Source organism: Galactobacillus timonensis (genome assembly GCF_900240265.1).
GTDB classification, from domain to species: Bacteria; Bacillota_I; Bacilli_A; order Erysipelotrichales; family Erysipelotrichaceae; genus Bulleidia; species Bulleidia timonensis.
The window spans coordinates 1,185,840-1,200,101 of record NZ_LT964739.1 but is presented as its reverse complement, the minus strand read 5'-3'; the positions used below and the strand labels follow the sequence as shown (position 1 = coordinate 1,200,101).

The following is a 14,262-nucleotide window of genomic DNA, read 5'->3' as shown; positions in this document are numbered from 1 at the left end:
TTTATGACACCATGGATAACAAAATCGCGCGTTCTGTCCGAGGCTGCCGGTGAATGCGAACTGCACAATTCTGTCGGGATCGGTGCACTATGGGAGGCGACGAGTGCGATTGTCACGGAAACGCGCAATGAAAACTACATTCTGGAGCTGGATTATCCTGCGTCTGGAACAATGTTTTCCGAATTGCAGTTGGGCGCAGTAATTGCAGCAAAAGCCAATCAGATCAATGGCGTGCAGCCGTTTCGTATTGAACAGATTCGGTACGGCGCAAACGGAACCGCACATGTTACAGCACGCCACATCATCCTCGTAGATCTATCGCACGCATGGACCGTAGAAATAACGGCTACGAGCGGGCAGGACGCAATTGGACAACTGTCTGGCAGAGTTTATGGGGGCACGACATCAGTTGTATTTTCATCATCCGGAATGGGGGACGGCGGATACACGACAACCATAGGAACAGACTACGGAACGCCGCGCGATTCATTGACTGATATCACTGACGCATACGGCGGAGAACTGCTGTTCGATGGAAAAACCGTCACTCTATACAAAAACCGCGGAACCGATCGTGGCGCGCGAGTGATTTATGGCAGCAACATGACGGATGGAACGTTCACGTGGTCGATTGGCGACGCATACGGTAAAATTGAACCGTTCTGCAAGCCGGTCTCTGGGAAAAGCGTCTTTCTGACAGGTAGATCCATTCAAACAGGCCTGACAGATCCACCGTTTGACAAATACATCAAGGCTGCCGACGTATCAGAATACATTGACACATCAAGCGGGGTGGATCCAACAACAGCAGAGATAGATGCGGCCGGAGCAATGTGGGTTAAACAGCATCCGGGCGTCGGCCATGTATCAATGTCCTGCAAGGTTTCATTTATCCCGTCACTGCAGGCTGAAACGATCGGACTCTGCGACACCGTACTCGTTCAGCATACGAGGCTCGGAATTTCAGTTTCATCAATCGTAACGAAAACTGTATGGAACGTACTGCAGGACAAATACGACAGTGTTGAAATTGGCACACCTATGCCTACAGTAGCAAAAACGATCGACAAGATCAAAACAAAACAGATTGCCTATTCTGTAGCAGGAGTCATCACAGCGAAGTGAAGTAAGGGGGTACACATGGCAATTCAGCAGATTTATAGCCTCAATATGATACCGGGTGGGCGTACATTGATCATTCCGGTATCGCAGTATGACAATGGGGCACGCGGATTATTGATATCGCTGACAGCGGGCGCAGACCCATACACCATTCCGGACGGTGCCGCCGTAACAGTGCGGGGTACGAAGCGGGACGGTCGCGGGTTTGCGTACGCTTGCGAATATGCCGGATCAGCAGTATCGGTCACGGTACGCAAAAATATGACAGCAGTTCCGGGCGACGTTTGGTGCGAATTGCGCATTGCAACCGGCGAAAACAGCGCAGATATTGTCGGTTCCGCTAATTTTATTCTGCGCGTGGAACCCGCCGGATTAGCAGACGAAACAGACATCAGCGCAACGGAGATACCTGCAATCGAGGACGCTGCACGCACGCAGGCAGAACGCGCAGAAGCGGCCGCAAAACGCGCAGAAGAAGCGGGTGGCGTTTCAGTGAGAAAGAATGTCGAATATATCAACGTCGGATAAAGGAGGCTAATTTATGGCAATCAAACAGACATACGTGCTCGATATGATACAGGGTGGGCGCACATTAATAATTCCTGTATCGCAGTATGACAACGGGGCGCGCGAGCTTATTCTCTGCCTCACAGCAGGCGCGAACACCTACACAATCCCCGACGGCGCAACCGTCACAGTGCGCGGAACTAAGCCGGACCGCCACGGATTCGCGCATACCTGTCAGCATTACGGATCCGTGGCAATGGTCATTCTCACGCGCAATATGACAGCGGTTCCGGGCGATACGTGGTGCGAACTGCGCATCACTACCGGCGCTGATAATGATGAAATTGTTGGATCCGCAAACTTTATTCTGCGCGTGGAACCGGCAGGATTGGCGGACGATACGGACATCAGCACAACGGAAATTCCGGCAATTGAGGACGCCGCGCGCGCCAACGCAGAACGCGCAGAGGCGGCCGCAGAGCGCGCTGAAAAGGCCGCATCCGGGAGCGGTGGAGGCGCATCCGGCGTATCGCCTACGGTTGAATTCAGCGCTATTGACGGGGGCACGCGCCTGACAATCACCGATAAAGACGGCGCGCATACTGCCGACATTATGAACGGCGCAAAGGGCGACACCGGAGCACAGGGGCCTCAGGGCGAAACCGGAGCAACCGGTGCAGACGGAATCTCCCCTACTGTTACCGCTGCGCAGACGGACACCGGCGCGACCATCACGATTACGGACAGAGACGGCGCACACACTATCGCGCTCTCGAACGGTAAGGACGGCGCGAACGGATCCGCAGGCACAGACGGAAAAGACGGCGTATCGCCTATTGTATCGTTTACCGCTATTGACGGAGGCACGCGCATTACCATCACCGACGCATCAGGCGCGCATACGGCGGACATTCAGAATGGCGCTACAGGCCCGCAGGGAGCCACAGGCGCGACGGGATCTGCGGGCGCGGACGGATACTCGCCGACGGTAGAAATCGCCGAAATTGACGGCGGAAAACGCATCACAATCACGGACAAAAACGGCGCGCATACGGCCGATATCATGAACGGCGCAACCGGTGAAACAGGCGCTGCAGGCCCGGCCTACACGCTCACAGACGACGACAAAACGGCAATTGTAACAGCAGTGCTCGCGCAAATGACGAACGCGGAAACGGAGGCGTTATAGCATGGCAGATATTGTATACATGGCAAAATCCGCATGGGTATCACTGCTGGACGCAATCAGAGCGAAAGCCGGGAGCCCTGATACACTGACAGCCGAAACAGCAAAAACCGCCGTGGAGGGAATCAGCGGAGGCGATACTACAGCAGAAGACGGCTTGGTTACTAGAGAAATTACCGCATATGAAAATAGCAGGGTAACTGCAATAGGCGGATCTGCGTTTAGGGAATTTACAGCTCTCAAATCAGCATCATTCACGGCGGCTGTTAACGTATACGGCTACGCGTTCTATGGCTGCTCATACATGACATCGCTGAGCCTGCCCGCTGTCACAACAGTGAATAGTTATGGAATTTATAATACCGGATTGAAATCGCTTAGTTTACCTGCCGCAACGAGAATATACAGCAATGGACTAGGGCTCAATCGGAACATGACATCAATAGAGATGCCAAACGTTGAATATATGGGAGACTACGCGCTGTCATATTGCGCAGCATCAGCAATAAGCGTTCCGAAGCTAGCAACCTGTGGTCCGGGAGTGTTTGAGAATTGCCCCAAAATAAAAGAGATTGACCTACCGAAGCTCGCTGTAGTTCCATATGCCACATTCCGTCACTGCACATCGCTCGTATCAGTAAAAATCCCAATTGCCACAACTATAGGGCAGGAGGCGTTTGAATATTGCTCGGCACTTAGCACCATAGTCATAAGCCAATCCGATAGCGTATGTGCTCTCGGCGCGCAAAACGCGTTAAGTGCCACTGCAATTAGCAATGGAACGGGCGCAATCTATGTTCCTGACGCACTCGTTGACAGCTACAAAACAGCTACCAACTGGAGCACATACGCAGACTACATCAAGCCGCTGTCAGAATATTCGGCATCATAAATTGGAGGAATCAATATGGCAATCGTAACTGAAACACTTGAAAGCGGACTCATTCGTACGTACTCAGACGCCGGATATTACATTCACGGAGGAAGCCCGGCGGGGGATTATGTTGAGGCAATTGACCCTGCCGACGCCGGCAGAACTTACACGGAAACAGAAACGAAAATTGCGCAGGATTCAGACAAAAGCGCAACGGATACGGACACTGACAGCGCAGGCAACGCCGAATATGAGGCTGCGCTCGCAGCGCTGAAAGCGAAATACGGAATCACCGAATAAGGACGCAATAAGCGCCCTTTTCTTTTGCATAGAGATCGCAATAGGAGGCATAGCAAGTATGGCAATCATCGGCACATCATTACCGCATAGCACGCTCATCGTACCAACACACAGCAACGGCCGCGCCGGACAGAAAGTACGCGCAATCGTAATCCATCATCAGGCAAGCAATCTGGCGGGAAAACAGATCGCACAGGTATTCAGGTCACGCCGCAGTTCCGCAACGTATTCCATCGCAACCGACGGCACGATTACGCAGCATGTTTCTGAAGCGGATCGCCCGTGGACAACGAGCGGCGCAAACCCTGACAACCACGCAATCACAATCGAGGTTGCTAACAATTCATTTGCGCCGAACTGGACCGTATCGGACGCGGCGCTCAACGCAACAATCAGCCTTTGCGCTGACATCTGCAAGCGGTACGGCATCACGCGGCTGTACTACAACGGCAAAAACGGAACGCTGCTGCGGCATTGCGATTACAGCGCAACAGCCTGCCCCGGCCCGTATATTAAGGCACGGACGGCGTACATTTGCGCTGAAGTAAATGCAAAGTTAGCGAATGCAAACAACACCGCAACGGCAAAGGAAACAGCAAGCGCCAGCGCGAAATATCGCGTTCAGTGCGGCGTATTTTCAAGCAAAGAAAACGCAGACGCACTCAGCAAAAAGCTGACCGCCGCGGGGTTTGCAAACGCGGTTGTTGAAGTGAAATAAGGAGGATAACACACTATGATCAGCAACAAAATTTATGACGTTCTGAAATATGCCGGCCTTGTTGCCTGCCCGGCAATCGCCACATTTGTTGGCGCGGTTGGCCCGCTCTGGGATTGGCCGAATGTTGACGCAATCGTGAAGACGATCAACGCGGCCGGCGTTCTTATCGGCGCGCTGGTTGTTGTATCGAATGCGAGCTACAAGGCAAACAACGGCATCGGCGGCGACGGCGGAAACGACGACGAAACCGACGCAAGCGCTGACGACGGCGAGTAACTATTAGCGAAAGCTAACCCCGCGGAATGCATTGCAGGCCCCGGGGCTTTTTTTATGCAGAAAGGGGCTTTTCTATGCACGAAATTCCGTGGGATCTCATTGCGAGTGTTGCGATTGCCGCGCTTGGATCGCAATGGGTCGGGCAGTTTATTATGGCAAAACACGCGGCGAAAACTCAGCCGAATGGCGCAAAAATTATGGCGGAAATCAACCGTCTTTCAGAAAAAATTGACGCGCTGGACGCAAAAACAGACGCGGCAGAAAACGCGCGTAAGGTTGATTCTGTGAACGAAATGCGCTGGAAAATTCTAACGTTCGACGGCGAATTGCAGAGAAAAATTCAGCACACAACAGAGGAATTTATCGAGATTATGCGCGTGCTGGACGCATATGAAACGTACTGCGACAGCCACCCGGAGTATCACAACAGCCGCGCGCGTACGGCGACTGCGCACATTAAATCAGCGTATGACGATCTGACGAAAACAGGCGCGCTGAACTAACAAATGGCGGGATACGCTATCGGGACAGAAAACTGACCCGGTTGCGCCCCGCCCTTTTTTCGTGCCTGAATGACCCGAAAAACGGCCGGTAACGTGGCGTAAGCACACCATGCAAAATAAGCCCATTCGCGAAAAATAACGGGCATTAAGGCGAAAGGGATTAAAAATCAGCGCCGAAATCGCGTAAAATTGCCTGTTTTTTGCATTTTATGGCATTGGCTATGCGGTAACGGGCGAATGCGCGGAAACCGCATAGCGCGCGAATGCGAGGGCGCATATTGACGGCGTACGGTGCCGGCAACAGCGCCGAGTGATGAGCGCGAATGGGCGCAGACGCGAGCAGTGCGGCCGACAGCGCGGAGCTATGAACGGCGCATGGAGCCGGAACAGCGCAGTGCATATCGGACGCGGGCGAGCGGGGCCGGCGCGATGGAACGTGAGCTGCGCGATACGACGGAGAGGCGAGCAATATGACGCTGAACGCAAAATGCGCATACGGGGAACGCGCGGATCTTGTTGCAAAGCGGCGCTGGCGGTGATTAGATCTCAACTGAGGGCGAGGGCGAAACAATGCGAGTAACAATTGGCGATAACGAGTTAGACGCGCGATACGAGTTTTATAATTACGGGCACGCGCTTGAAATTCTAACGAGTGCGCATATCGACGAATGGCGGGACATATGCGATTGCCTGCGGGCGTTCCACATATCGCGGGATGATATCCGCGCATCCGGCGGTAACGAGTCGCGCATACCGAAACGGATCGACGCTGAACTATATCCCCGCGGATGGCGCGAGATCCGTATTGAGGGCGATCTGATTGTGCACAAATATGTCCGACAGCGCGCGCAGAGGGTGAATGCGCAAAGCGAGGATATGACGCTGGAACATTACATTGACGGCCACAACATAGATTTCATAAACGGAACGGTTGCGCTGGATCTGGAATGGAACAGCAAAGATCAGACGTTTGACCGCGATTTATTAGCTATGCGCACGTATTTTGATTGCGGCGTTATAGATTGCGGAGTGATACTGACGCGCTCGGAGAAACTGAATGATCTGTTTCGCGGGCTCGGAGTCATGGGAAAATTCGGCGCGAGCACAACATGGATGGGCAAATTGACGTATCGTCTGGATTCGCGCCGACAGGGCGGGTGCCCTATTCTGGCTATAGGCATAGGGCCCGGCTGCGTGATAGACTAAACGGCGAGGACGGTGAGTGCATGGATAATACGGCAACGCACGCGCAGATGATTGAACCAACATTCGAGGAAACGGCCGCGGACCTGCTGAAGACGGCGGCGGGCAAGCACTACAGGACGATATACGCCGATCCGCCATGGCGATTTGCAAACCGTACGGGAAAAGTGGCGCCCGAGCATAGCCGGCTGCAGCGCTACGGTACGATGACGACGGACGACATTGCGCGCCTGCCGGTTTCGCAAATATCAGACGATTATTGCCATTGCTATTTGTGGGTTCCGGTTGCGCTGATACCCGACGGGCTGGAGGTGTTGCGCGCATGGGGGTTCACATACAAGACGACGCTGTTCTGGGAGAAGACGCGCAAAGATGGGTTACCGGACGGGCGCGGGGTCGGGTTCTATTATCGCAACGTGGTTGAACCGCTGCTGTTCGGAGTGCGCACACCGCGCCGCAGTGAGACGTATCGGACATTAGCGCCCGCGCGGTCGCAGGTCAACCTCATACGCGCCGAAAAACGCGAGCATAGCAGAAAGCCGGATGAGTTCATACCGCTTATCGAGGCATGTTCTGACGCGCCGCGCATTGAACTGTTCGCCCGCGGTACGCGCGAGGGATGGGACACGTGGGGCAATCAGGCGCAGGCGGATTATGAGCCGGACTGGGCGACATACGCAAACCACACCCGCGCTGACAGCAGCAAATGAAAGCGAAAGCGCCCCCGCGGCAAAACGCGAGGGCTTTTTATTTTGCGCTGACGGAGGTGAACAAAACTCAAAAACGAAAAATAAAAGCCGTAAGCGCACACGCACGAACGGCATAAGCGGGAAGTACCATAACCAGCGCGAACAGGTCGCAAAAACGGAAATCTGAATCAAAACCGCCACAATTTCCGCCACAACACCGCGCAGCCCCGCATGGAAAGCGCTATGGAGCACCTGACGGGAATCGGACCCGCGTATCAACCTTGGGAAGGTCGCATTCTACCATTGAATTACAGATGCATGACTGATAAGACTTATAATACACCATCGTGCCTCATTTGTCTTGCCCCGAAATCAATAGAGACGGATTACTTGAGCCAATCAGCGAAACTGCTGCGAAACCTCGTTTTTTACTATTTTCCTGCATCGGATAAAATGAGACACATGAGACTAAACAAAGAAGAAACTGATGCACTTGTCCAATGGTTCGAACAACACCACCGCAAATTGCCATGGCGCGATACCAACAATCCCTATGACACATGGATCAGCGAAATTATGCTCCAGCAAACCAGGGTCGAAGCTGTCCGCGACCGCTTTATCGCCTTCAAAAAGCAGCTGCCCGACATTGCTTCCCTTGCCGCAGCCGATGACGATCAACTCATGAAACTATGGGAAGGCATGGGCTACTACAGCCGTGCCCGCAGCCTTAAAAAATGCGCCATCCTCCTGCAGAAAGACTATGCCGGTAAACTTCCATCCGACCCCAGAATCCTCGTAACGCTGCCCGGCATCGGTCCCTATACCGCTGGTGCCATCGCATCCCAGGCATATGGCATCCCTGTACCTGCCGTCGATGGAAATGTATTACGCGTCATGACACGACGCCTTGCCATCACCGACGATATCCGCAAAGATACCGTCAAAAAACAGATTACAGCCATCCTTCAGGAAACCCTTGATGCCTGTATCGCAGAGGGAATGGATGCCCACCCCCGCTTCGTCTCCCACTTCAATCAGGCACTGATGGAGCTGGGCGCAACCATCTGCGGCCCCAACGAGCCACCCCATTGCGATCACTGCCCCTTCCAGAAAACATGCCTCGCACATCTTCACAACCAGACGGATACAATCCCTTTCCGCAGCGCACTGAAACAAAGAAAGATCGTAAACCGCACCCTGCTGATCATCCGCTGCGCAGATACCTTCCTTCTCCAAAAACGACCGGATCACGGTCTGCTTGCCGGCCTCTATGAATTTCCCGGCATCGACCAGTGGCTGAGCGAGCAGGAAGCTGTCCATGAAGCCGAACGCCGCTTCCAGGTCCAGATTCTCCATGTCCGCCCCCTCCCCGATGCCGTTCACATCTTTTCCCACGTCGAATGGCATATGCACGCATATGAGCTGCGGGCGGCCGATCTTGAGGCGGAAAACGACCTCCTCTTTCTCACAAAAAAGGAACTGCAGAAATACGCAGTTCCCAGTGCCTTCAAAGCATATATCCACTATTACGAATTGGAAGAATGATTCTTCTTCCGCCCCAGCAGCTGTAACAGGAAGGACGCACCGCCGCTCTTGCGGACCGTCTCTTCCTCTTTTTTTATCTCCTTCGAGTCAACCTGCGGCTTCATCCCCATCTTTTCAGCCATCGTCTTCGGCCGTCGCGAACTGTGAGAAGAACCGTTCCCACTATGGCGCCGCGGCTCGCTCATTTTTTTCTCTGACGCCTGGGGCAGCGGCTGCGTTGTCTTCGGCACAGATTTATTTTGTTCCGGATGCGTCTTTTTCAATGGAGGACGATGCGAAGAGGCTTTCTTCGCATGATCGTTCCGCCCCGGATTTTCTTTCTTCTTCTGCTGAGGGGCCGGATCAGACATCGTTTTTTTCTCACTGGCCGGATGCGAATGTGATGATTTATGACCTTTCGTCACAGAGGCTTCCTGATGCGGCTTCCTCGACTTTGAATTCTCGGCAGCCTGCGACGAAGACACAGCTTTGCCCCCCGTATTCTTCTGCTTCACTACCGTAGGATCTCCCTTTGGCTCCCTGATTTCTTTTCCTGCTTTCGCCGCCTGGGTTTCTTTTAGAGGCGAACCATCCTCATACGTCCATGCGTCCGTATTATCTCCACCCCGGTGCATCAGAAACTGCGCCGCCTGATTCCGGTCCGTAAAACGCCAGCTGCGCGCAAACTGAACCGTACCGTTTTCATCCTCATAGATGACGCCCTTCTCCATCAGGGAACGATATATGCCCTGCATCGAGCGCATCTCCTTTTGACCATACGGCCGCATCGAAGACCCGGACAACACCTCAACGCCCTGCGTCCCCCGATCCATCGCCCTTGCATTCACGGAAGGCGTATTCAGCAGAATTACTGGATTTGTCTGCCGTTTCGGTTTCGCCTGTTCACGGGCACTTTCATACGGATAAATGGCAATGATCTCATTCGCCATCGTCTCGCAGCGCTGGCGGATCTCTTTGATTCCCCAGGAAGGTGAGTTCAGAATCCCGGAATTCATACGAATATGAAGCGTCCTGGAAAGAACCTTCTTCTTATAGTCAAAATCCTCATTGCCGATCCGCGTATTATCATATTGCGCACACAGCGTCAGATTCCCGATCAGATTCGCATAGAACGAATATTCATCCTCATCCTTTGCGCCGGAATTTTTCTTCCACCACGCATTGGGATGCTGCGGCATAATGTGCTCAATATTCAGATCCGACGTATCCACCTTTGCCGTCGCACCATAGTGCTCAATCCTCTCCAATACCGGACGAATGCAGAGAAGACTATAGGCATTGGTTTCTTTCAAAGCCGAACGAATCTGCTTATCCGTCGGCATCGCCAGAGCCCTGCCCCGGTTATAGTTCACAAGACACAGCTTCGTCACCTCATAGATACTGTTATTTCCCGGCTGGAATGTACGCAGCACCGACTGCAGCAGCTGCGGAAAATACCGCCCCATCATCGACGTATCCAGCCCCAGCAGTGCACGCCGTGTCAAATAGGTATCGACCAGACGGATCACCTTCGCCAGATCCTTGCCCGAAATCGTTCCCTTTTCCTTCAGATCAAACATCCCAAGAAGGAACGGTGCCGGCGTCCGACTGTCCGTATAGCGGAAATCTGAGAGCGCCATCTCCACGTCCCCATCCTCACAGGGCCCATGGTAAATCGCATCATAGTAGCGGCAGTTTGCCGCAATGTCACGCAGCTTATCTTCTTTCGAGGCTTCCGAGAGATTCCACCAGCTCTTAAATGCCGCATATGTATCACGCCGCGCAGGCAGCGAATACATCTTCTCTGCAAGATAGAAACGGAAAAACTCTTCCAGCCGCGCCGGATCCGGAATTCTCTTTTCCAGCGGCTGCCAGTACAGCTCGTAGTTGCGCTCCTGAACGCCGCTCGAATCATTCATCAGAATGTAATTGCGGATCAGATCCGAAGACGTCAGCGGAGCACCCGTCGAATTGATCGACTCAAAGATCTGCTGCGCATTATCATCCTCGCTCAGCGGAAATGACAGAACATCGAGCCGTCCCAGCGTATCGAGGATTTCCGCCAGCGACCATGACTTCGAAAACTCCTCAACCCGCCGGTAAATATAATCAAAGTTGCGATAGACCGGCGTCTCCTTCTGGTTATGATCCAGATCCTTGTAGGAACCGTAATAGAGATGCGCAAACGTATCATCATTGCCGACGGCAGGCTTCAGCCGCAGTAATGCCTCCTGGGAACTGTGACGATTATAGAGGTAGTAATCATCGATCATTCCCGCAATATTTTCATTATTGTGTTCCAGAGCCACCCGCTTCAGCGCCAGAAGAAAGATGAACGACGTCGTCAGACGCTGCTGACCGTCCACGATCTGGATCTCCTTGAACATCGCCGACACATCCGTCTCCATCGAAATGATGATGCCGAGAAAATGGGTCGCACTGCGATCCTTAAGAAGATCCTGAATATCTCCCATCAGACGTGCCGTCTCCGCCTCCGGCCGCCACGTATAGCTTCGTTGATACACCGGGATCACAAACTGCGATCCCATCGTTGTCTTAATCAGATCAGAAACATTTGTTCTGACCGGCTGTTTTATCATTTATCTTCAAACTCCTTTTTCCAAGAGCCCATTGTAGCACAAGGCCAACGGCTCACTTTTCGCCTTCCGGCGATTCATTTTCCGGCTTCAAAAACGGCGCAAACAGGGCATCGAAGGTTTCCCCGTCGAGATACCCGAGCGATAGACACGCTTCTTTCAGCGTACAGTTCTCCCTGTCGGCTTTCTGTGCAGCCTCGGCGGCCCTGGCATAGCCGATGACCGGTGACAGCAGCGTACTGAGCATCAGACTGCGCCGCAGATTGTTTTCCATCGTCTCTTTCCGCGCTTCCATTCCTGCAAGACACCGTGCAGCGAAGGTGCGCATCGAATCTGCCAGAAGACGAATCGACTGCAGCACATTATAGGCACTCACAGGAAGATAGGTATTCAGCTCAAAGTTTCCCTGACTTGACGCAAAGGATACGGCCGCATCATTGCCGAGAATCTGCACCGCAACCATCGTCACCTGCTCACACTGCGTCGGATTGACCTTTCCCGGCATGATCGAAGAGCCAGGCTCATTGGCCGCGATCCGGATCTCCCTAAGCCCGTTGCGCGGACCACTTGCCATCCAGCGCACATCATTGGCCATCTTCATCATATCCATGGCACTCGCCTTGATTACACCGTGCACCGCAACAACATCATCCAGCATCGTTAAGGCCCGAAACTTGTTTTCAGCCGGAATGAACCTCGTCCCCGTGAAGGTGCTGATATAGCGGCAGACCGCTTTGTCAAAGCCCTCTGGCGCATTGAGACCCGTACCGACCGCCGTCCCGCCGACAGGCAGCTGCCGCACATGATCCAGCGTCTCTACGAGCATGGCCCGATCCTCTTCCAGCGCCGCCCGCCAGCCTGATATTTCCTGCGAAAAGGCGACCGGCACCGCATCCATCAGATGTGTCCGCCCCGACTTCATGATGCCGGCGTTTTCTGCTTCCTTCTCCTTCAGAACGCGGATCACTTCATCCATCGCCGGCAGAAGACTGCGTTCCACTTCCAGCACGATCGCTATGTGCATCGCACTTGGAAAGGTGTCATTGCTTGACTGCGACAGGTTTACATCATCATTGGGATGTAACAGGGAACGATGCGCCCTGGCGTTTGCGACATGGGCAATGACCTCATTGACGTTCATGTTGGTTTGCGTACCGCTGCCCGTCTGAAACACGACGAGCGGAAACTGATCATCCAGCATGCCGGACAGGATCTCTTCCGATGCCTCGACAATGGCATCCATCTTCTCTTTCGTCATCTTAGGCGAAAGATCGCCGTTTGCCAACGCACATGCCTTTTTGAGATATCCGAAGGCATGAATGATCTCCTGCGGCATCTGTTCATGTCCCACGCCGATCGGGAAATTCTGTCGCGACCGCTCCGTCTGCGCACCCCAGAGACAGTCGGCCGGCACCTTCACTTCTCCCAGCGAATCGCGCTCGATCCGGTATTCATCGTCCCGCATCCTTCTTCCTCCTACAGCAATCGTACCAGTTTCCTGCCGAACTGCTAAACTGAGATGGAAAACAAGAGGAAAACAACTATGGACTACAGCGAAAAATCACTTGAAATGCACGCCCGGCACCATGGCAAGGTTGCCATCGTATCCAAGGTCCCCGTCACCAACCGCGACGAACTTTCCACCGCCTATACGCCCGGTGTCGCCGCCCCGTGTCTGGCCATTCACGCCTCTCCCGAAGACGTATATAAATATACCGCCAAGGGAAATCTGGTAGCCGTCGTCTCCGATGGTACAGCCGTGCTTGGTCTTGGCAATATCGGTCCACAAGCCGCCATGCCGGTCATGGAAGGAAAGGCCATCCTCTTCAAGCAGTTCGGCAATGTTGATGCCTTCCCGATCTGCCTCGATACGACCGATACCGAAGAAATCATCAAGACCGTCAAATATCTTGCCCCGACCTTCGGAGCGATCAACCTGGAGGACATTTCCAGTCCCCGGTGCTTCGAAATCGAACAGCGCCTGGAAAAGGAGCTGGACATCCCCGTCTTCCACGACGATCAGCACGGAACGGCGATCGCCGTCTCAGCCGCATTGATCAATGCCCTTAAGATCGTGCACAAGAAGATGGAAGACATCCATGTCGTCCTCAACGGTCCCGGTGCCGCCGGTACCGCCATCATCGAAATGCTCATGCACCTGGGAGTAAAAAACATCATCGCCTGCGACGAACACGGAATCCTGAACAAGTCGCGTCCCGAAGGACTGAAAGATCACAAGATACGCCTCGCTGAAATCACGAACCCCGAAGGAAGAAGCGGACACCTGCAGGAGGCACTTAGAGGTGCCGATGTCTTTATCGGCGTCTCCGTCGCCCACGCCCTGAAACCAGAGTGGATCAGAGAAATGAATCCGGACCCCATCGTCTTCGCCATGGCCAACCCGACGCCGGAAATCATGTACGACGAAGCAATCAAAGCAGGCGTCACCATCATGGCCACCGGCCGCTCCGACATGCCCAACCAAATCAACAATGTCCTCGTCTTCCCGGGGATCTTCCGCGGCGCCCTTGACGTTCATGCCCGCGACATCAACTATGACATGAAGATTGCCGCCGCCCGTGCCATCGCCTCCCTGATCAGGGACGATGAACTGAACAGAGAAAACATCATCCCCTCTCTCTTTGATAAGCGTGTATGTCCCGCCGTCGCCAAAGCCGTCGCTGATGCGGCCATTGCCAGCGGCTCAGCACGCAGCGTCGAACCGTAACCATCATCCTTATAAAAACTACTGCCGCGGACCGG

At 53.7% G+C, this 14,262-nt stretch carries 15 protein-coding genes and 1 tRNA gene; 13 read left to right on the top strand and 3 right to left on the bottom strand.

Going from position 1 to position 14,262, the window contains the following annotated elements; translation table 11 throughout:
• Positions 1-3: 3 nt before the first annotated feature.
• The 11 genes from C1714_RS05685 to C1714_RS05640 all read left to right on the top strand — a co-directional run bounded on the left by C1714_RS05685 (position 4) and on the right by C1714_RS05640 (position 7,399).
• A complete protein-coding gene (locus C1714_RS05685; protein WP_102342276.1) occupies positions 4-1,125 on the top strand; it encodes a phage tail spike protein in 1,122 nt (373 codons plus the stop codon).
• A gap of 15 nt (positions 1,126-1,140) precedes the next feature.
• On the top strand, positions 1,141-1,650 hold the full coding sequence (locus C1714_RS05680; protein ID WP_102342275.1) for a BppU family phage baseplate upper protein: 510 nt from the start codon (positions 1,141-1,143) through the stop codon (positions 1,648-1,650).
• 13 nt (positions 1,651-1,663) lie between these two features.
• Positions 1,664-2,818 (top strand): hypothetical protein, encoded by a 1,155-nt coding sequence (locus C1714_RS05675; RefSeq protein ID WP_102342274.1) that lies wholly within the window; start codon positions 1,664-1,666, stop codon positions 2,816-2,818.
• A 1-nt stretch (position 2,819) separates the two neighbouring features.
• Positions 2,820-3,707, top strand: coding sequence for a leucine-rich repeat domain-containing protein (locus C1714_RS05670; RefSeq protein ID WP_102342273.1), 888 nt, complete (start codon positions 2,820-2,822; stop codon positions 3,705-3,707).
• 15 nt (positions 3,708-3,722) lie between these two features.
• Positions 3,723-3,989: a hypothetical protein gene (locus C1714_RS05665; RefSeq protein WP_102342272.1), complete on the top strand. Its 267-nt coding sequence runs from the start codon at positions 3,723-3,725 to the stop codon at positions 3,987-3,989.
• A 58-nt stretch (positions 3,990-4,047) separates the two neighbouring features.
• Complete coding sequence (locus tag C1714_RS05660) at positions 4,048-4,707, top strand: N-acetylmuramoyl-L-alanine amidase (protein ID WP_102343155.1); 660 nt, start codon at positions 4,048-4,050, stop codon at positions 4,705-4,707.
• Positions 4,708-4,722: 15 nt separating this feature from the next.
• Entirely contained in the window at positions 4,723-4,983 is a 261-nt protein-coding gene (locus C1714_RS05655; protein WP_102342271.1) for a phage holin, read from the top strand.
• A gap of 74 nt (positions 4,984-5,057) precedes the next feature.
• Positions 5,058-5,486, top strand: a complete 429-nt coding sequence (locus tag C1714_RS05650) for a hypothetical protein (RefSeq protein ID WP_102342270.1) — start codon at positions 5,058-5,060, stop codon at positions 5,484-5,486.
• Between the two features lie 291 nt (positions 5,487-5,777).
• Entirely contained in the window at positions 5,778-5,960 is a 183-nt protein-coding gene (locus C1714_RS13840; RefSeq protein WP_135567892.1) for a hypothetical protein, read from the top strand.
• 96 nt (positions 5,961-6,056) lie between these two features.
• Positions 6,057-6,692, top strand: a complete 636-nt coding sequence (locus tag C1714_RS05645) for a BglII/BstYI family type II restriction endonuclease (protein WP_102342269.1) — start codon at positions 6,057-6,059, stop codon at positions 6,690-6,692.
• A 20-nt stretch (positions 6,693-6,712) separates the two neighbouring features.
• Positions 6,713-7,399 carry an MT-A70 family methyltransferase gene (locus C1714_RS05640; RefSeq protein WP_210115261.1) on the top strand — a complete coding sequence of 229 codons (687 nt, stop codon included), beginning with the start codon at positions 6,713-6,715 and terminating at the stop codon, positions 7,397-7,399.
• A 223-nt stretch (positions 7,400-7,622) separates the two neighbouring features.
• On the opposite strand, the gene C1714_RS05635 is transcribed toward C1714_RS05640, so the two are convergent.
• Positions 7,623-7,696, bottom strand: a tRNA-Gly gene (locus C1714_RS05635).
• Here C1714_RS05635 and C1714_RS05630 point away from each other — a divergent pair.
• A complete protein-coding gene (locus C1714_RS05630; RefSeq protein ID WP_245305061.1) occupies positions 7,697-8,923 on the top strand; it encodes an A/G-specific adenine glycosylase in 1,227 nt (408 codons plus the stop codon).
• Here the strand turns inward: C1714_RS05630 and C1714_RS05625 are convergent.
• Together C1714_RS05625 and C1714_RS05620 are read right to left on the bottom strand one after the other, a co-directional pair.
• Complete coding sequence (locus C1714_RS05625) at positions 8,905-11,502, bottom strand: GmrSD restriction endonuclease domain-containing protein (protein WP_102342267.1); 2,598 nt, start codon at positions 11,500-11,502, stop codon at positions 8,905-8,907. The genes C1714_RS05630 and C1714_RS05625 overlap by 19 nt on opposite strands.
• A gap of 52 nt (positions 11,503-11,554) precedes the next feature.
• Positions 11,555-12,964: a class II fumarate hydratase gene (locus tag C1714_RS05620; protein ID WP_102342266.1), complete on the bottom strand. Its 1,410-nt coding sequence runs from the start codon at positions 12,962-12,964 to the stop codon at positions 11,555-11,557.
• A gap of 78 nt (positions 12,965-13,042) precedes the next feature.
• On the opposite strand from C1714_RS05620, the gene C1714_RS05615 reads away from it, so the two are divergent.
• Positions 13,043-14,227: an NAD(P)-dependent malic enzyme gene (locus C1714_RS05615; protein WP_102342265.1), complete on the top strand. Its 1,185-nt coding sequence runs from the start codon at positions 13,043-13,045 to the stop codon at positions 14,225-14,227.
• Positions 14,228-14,262: the final 35 nt, after the last annotated feature.

What these genes read in the sequence shown, in the direction of transcription:
- C1714_RS05685 (WP_102342276.1), top strand. Translation starts at nt 4, where the DNA reads ATGACACCATGGATAACAAAATCGCGCGTTCTGTCCGAGGCTGCCGGT.
- C1714_RS05680 (WP_102342275.1), top strand. Translation starts at nt 1,141, where the DNA reads ATGGCAATTCAGCAGATTTATAGCCTCAATATGATACCGGGTGGGCGT.
- C1714_RS05675 (WP_102342274.1), top strand. Translation starts at nt 1,664, where the DNA reads ATGGCAATCAAACAGACATACGTGCTCGATATGATACAGGGTGGGCGC.
- C1714_RS05670 (WP_102342273.1), top strand. Translation starts at nt 2,820, where the DNA reads ATGGCAGATATTGTATACATGGCAAAATCCGCATGGGTATCACTGCTG.
- C1714_RS05665 (WP_102342272.1), top strand. Translation starts at nt 3,723, where the DNA reads ATGGCAATCGTAACTGAAACACTTGAAAGCGGACTCATTCGTACGTAC.
- C1714_RS05660 (WP_102343155.1), top strand. Translation starts at nt 4,048, where the DNA reads ATGGCAATCATCGGCACATCATTACCGCATAGCACGCTCATCGTACCA.
- C1714_RS05655 (WP_102342271.1), top strand. Translation starts at nt 4,723, where the DNA reads ATGATCAGCAACAAAATTTATGACGTTCTGAAATATGCCGGCCTTGTT.
- C1714_RS05650 (WP_102342270.1), top strand. Translation starts at nt 5,058, where the DNA reads ATGCACGAAATTCCGTGGGATCTCATTGCGAGTGTTGCGATTGCCGCG.
- C1714_RS05645 (WP_102342269.1), top strand. Translation starts at nt 6,057, where the DNA reads ATGCGAGTAACAATTGGCGATAACGAGTTAGACGCGCGATACGAGTTT.
- C1714_RS05640 (WP_210115261.1), top strand. Translation starts at nt 6,713, where the DNA reads ATGGATAATACGGCAACGCACGCGCAGATGATTGAACCAACATTCGAG.
- C1714_RS05630 (WP_245305061.1), top strand. Translation starts at nt 7,697, where the DNA reads ATGACTGATAAGACTTATAATACACCATCGTGCCTCATTTGTCTTGCC.
- C1714_RS05625 (WP_102342267.1), bottom strand. Translation starts at nt 11,502, where the DNA reads ATGATAAAACAGCCGGTCAGAACAAATGTTTCTGATCTGATTAAGACA.
- C1714_RS05620 (WP_102342266.1), bottom strand. Translation starts at nt 12,964, where the DNA reads ATGCGGGACGATGAATACCGGATCGAGCGCGATTCGCTGGGAGAAGTG.
- C1714_RS05615 (WP_102342265.1), top strand. Translation starts at nt 13,043, where the DNA reads ATGGACTACAGCGAAAAATCACTTGAAATGCACGCCCGGCACCATGGC.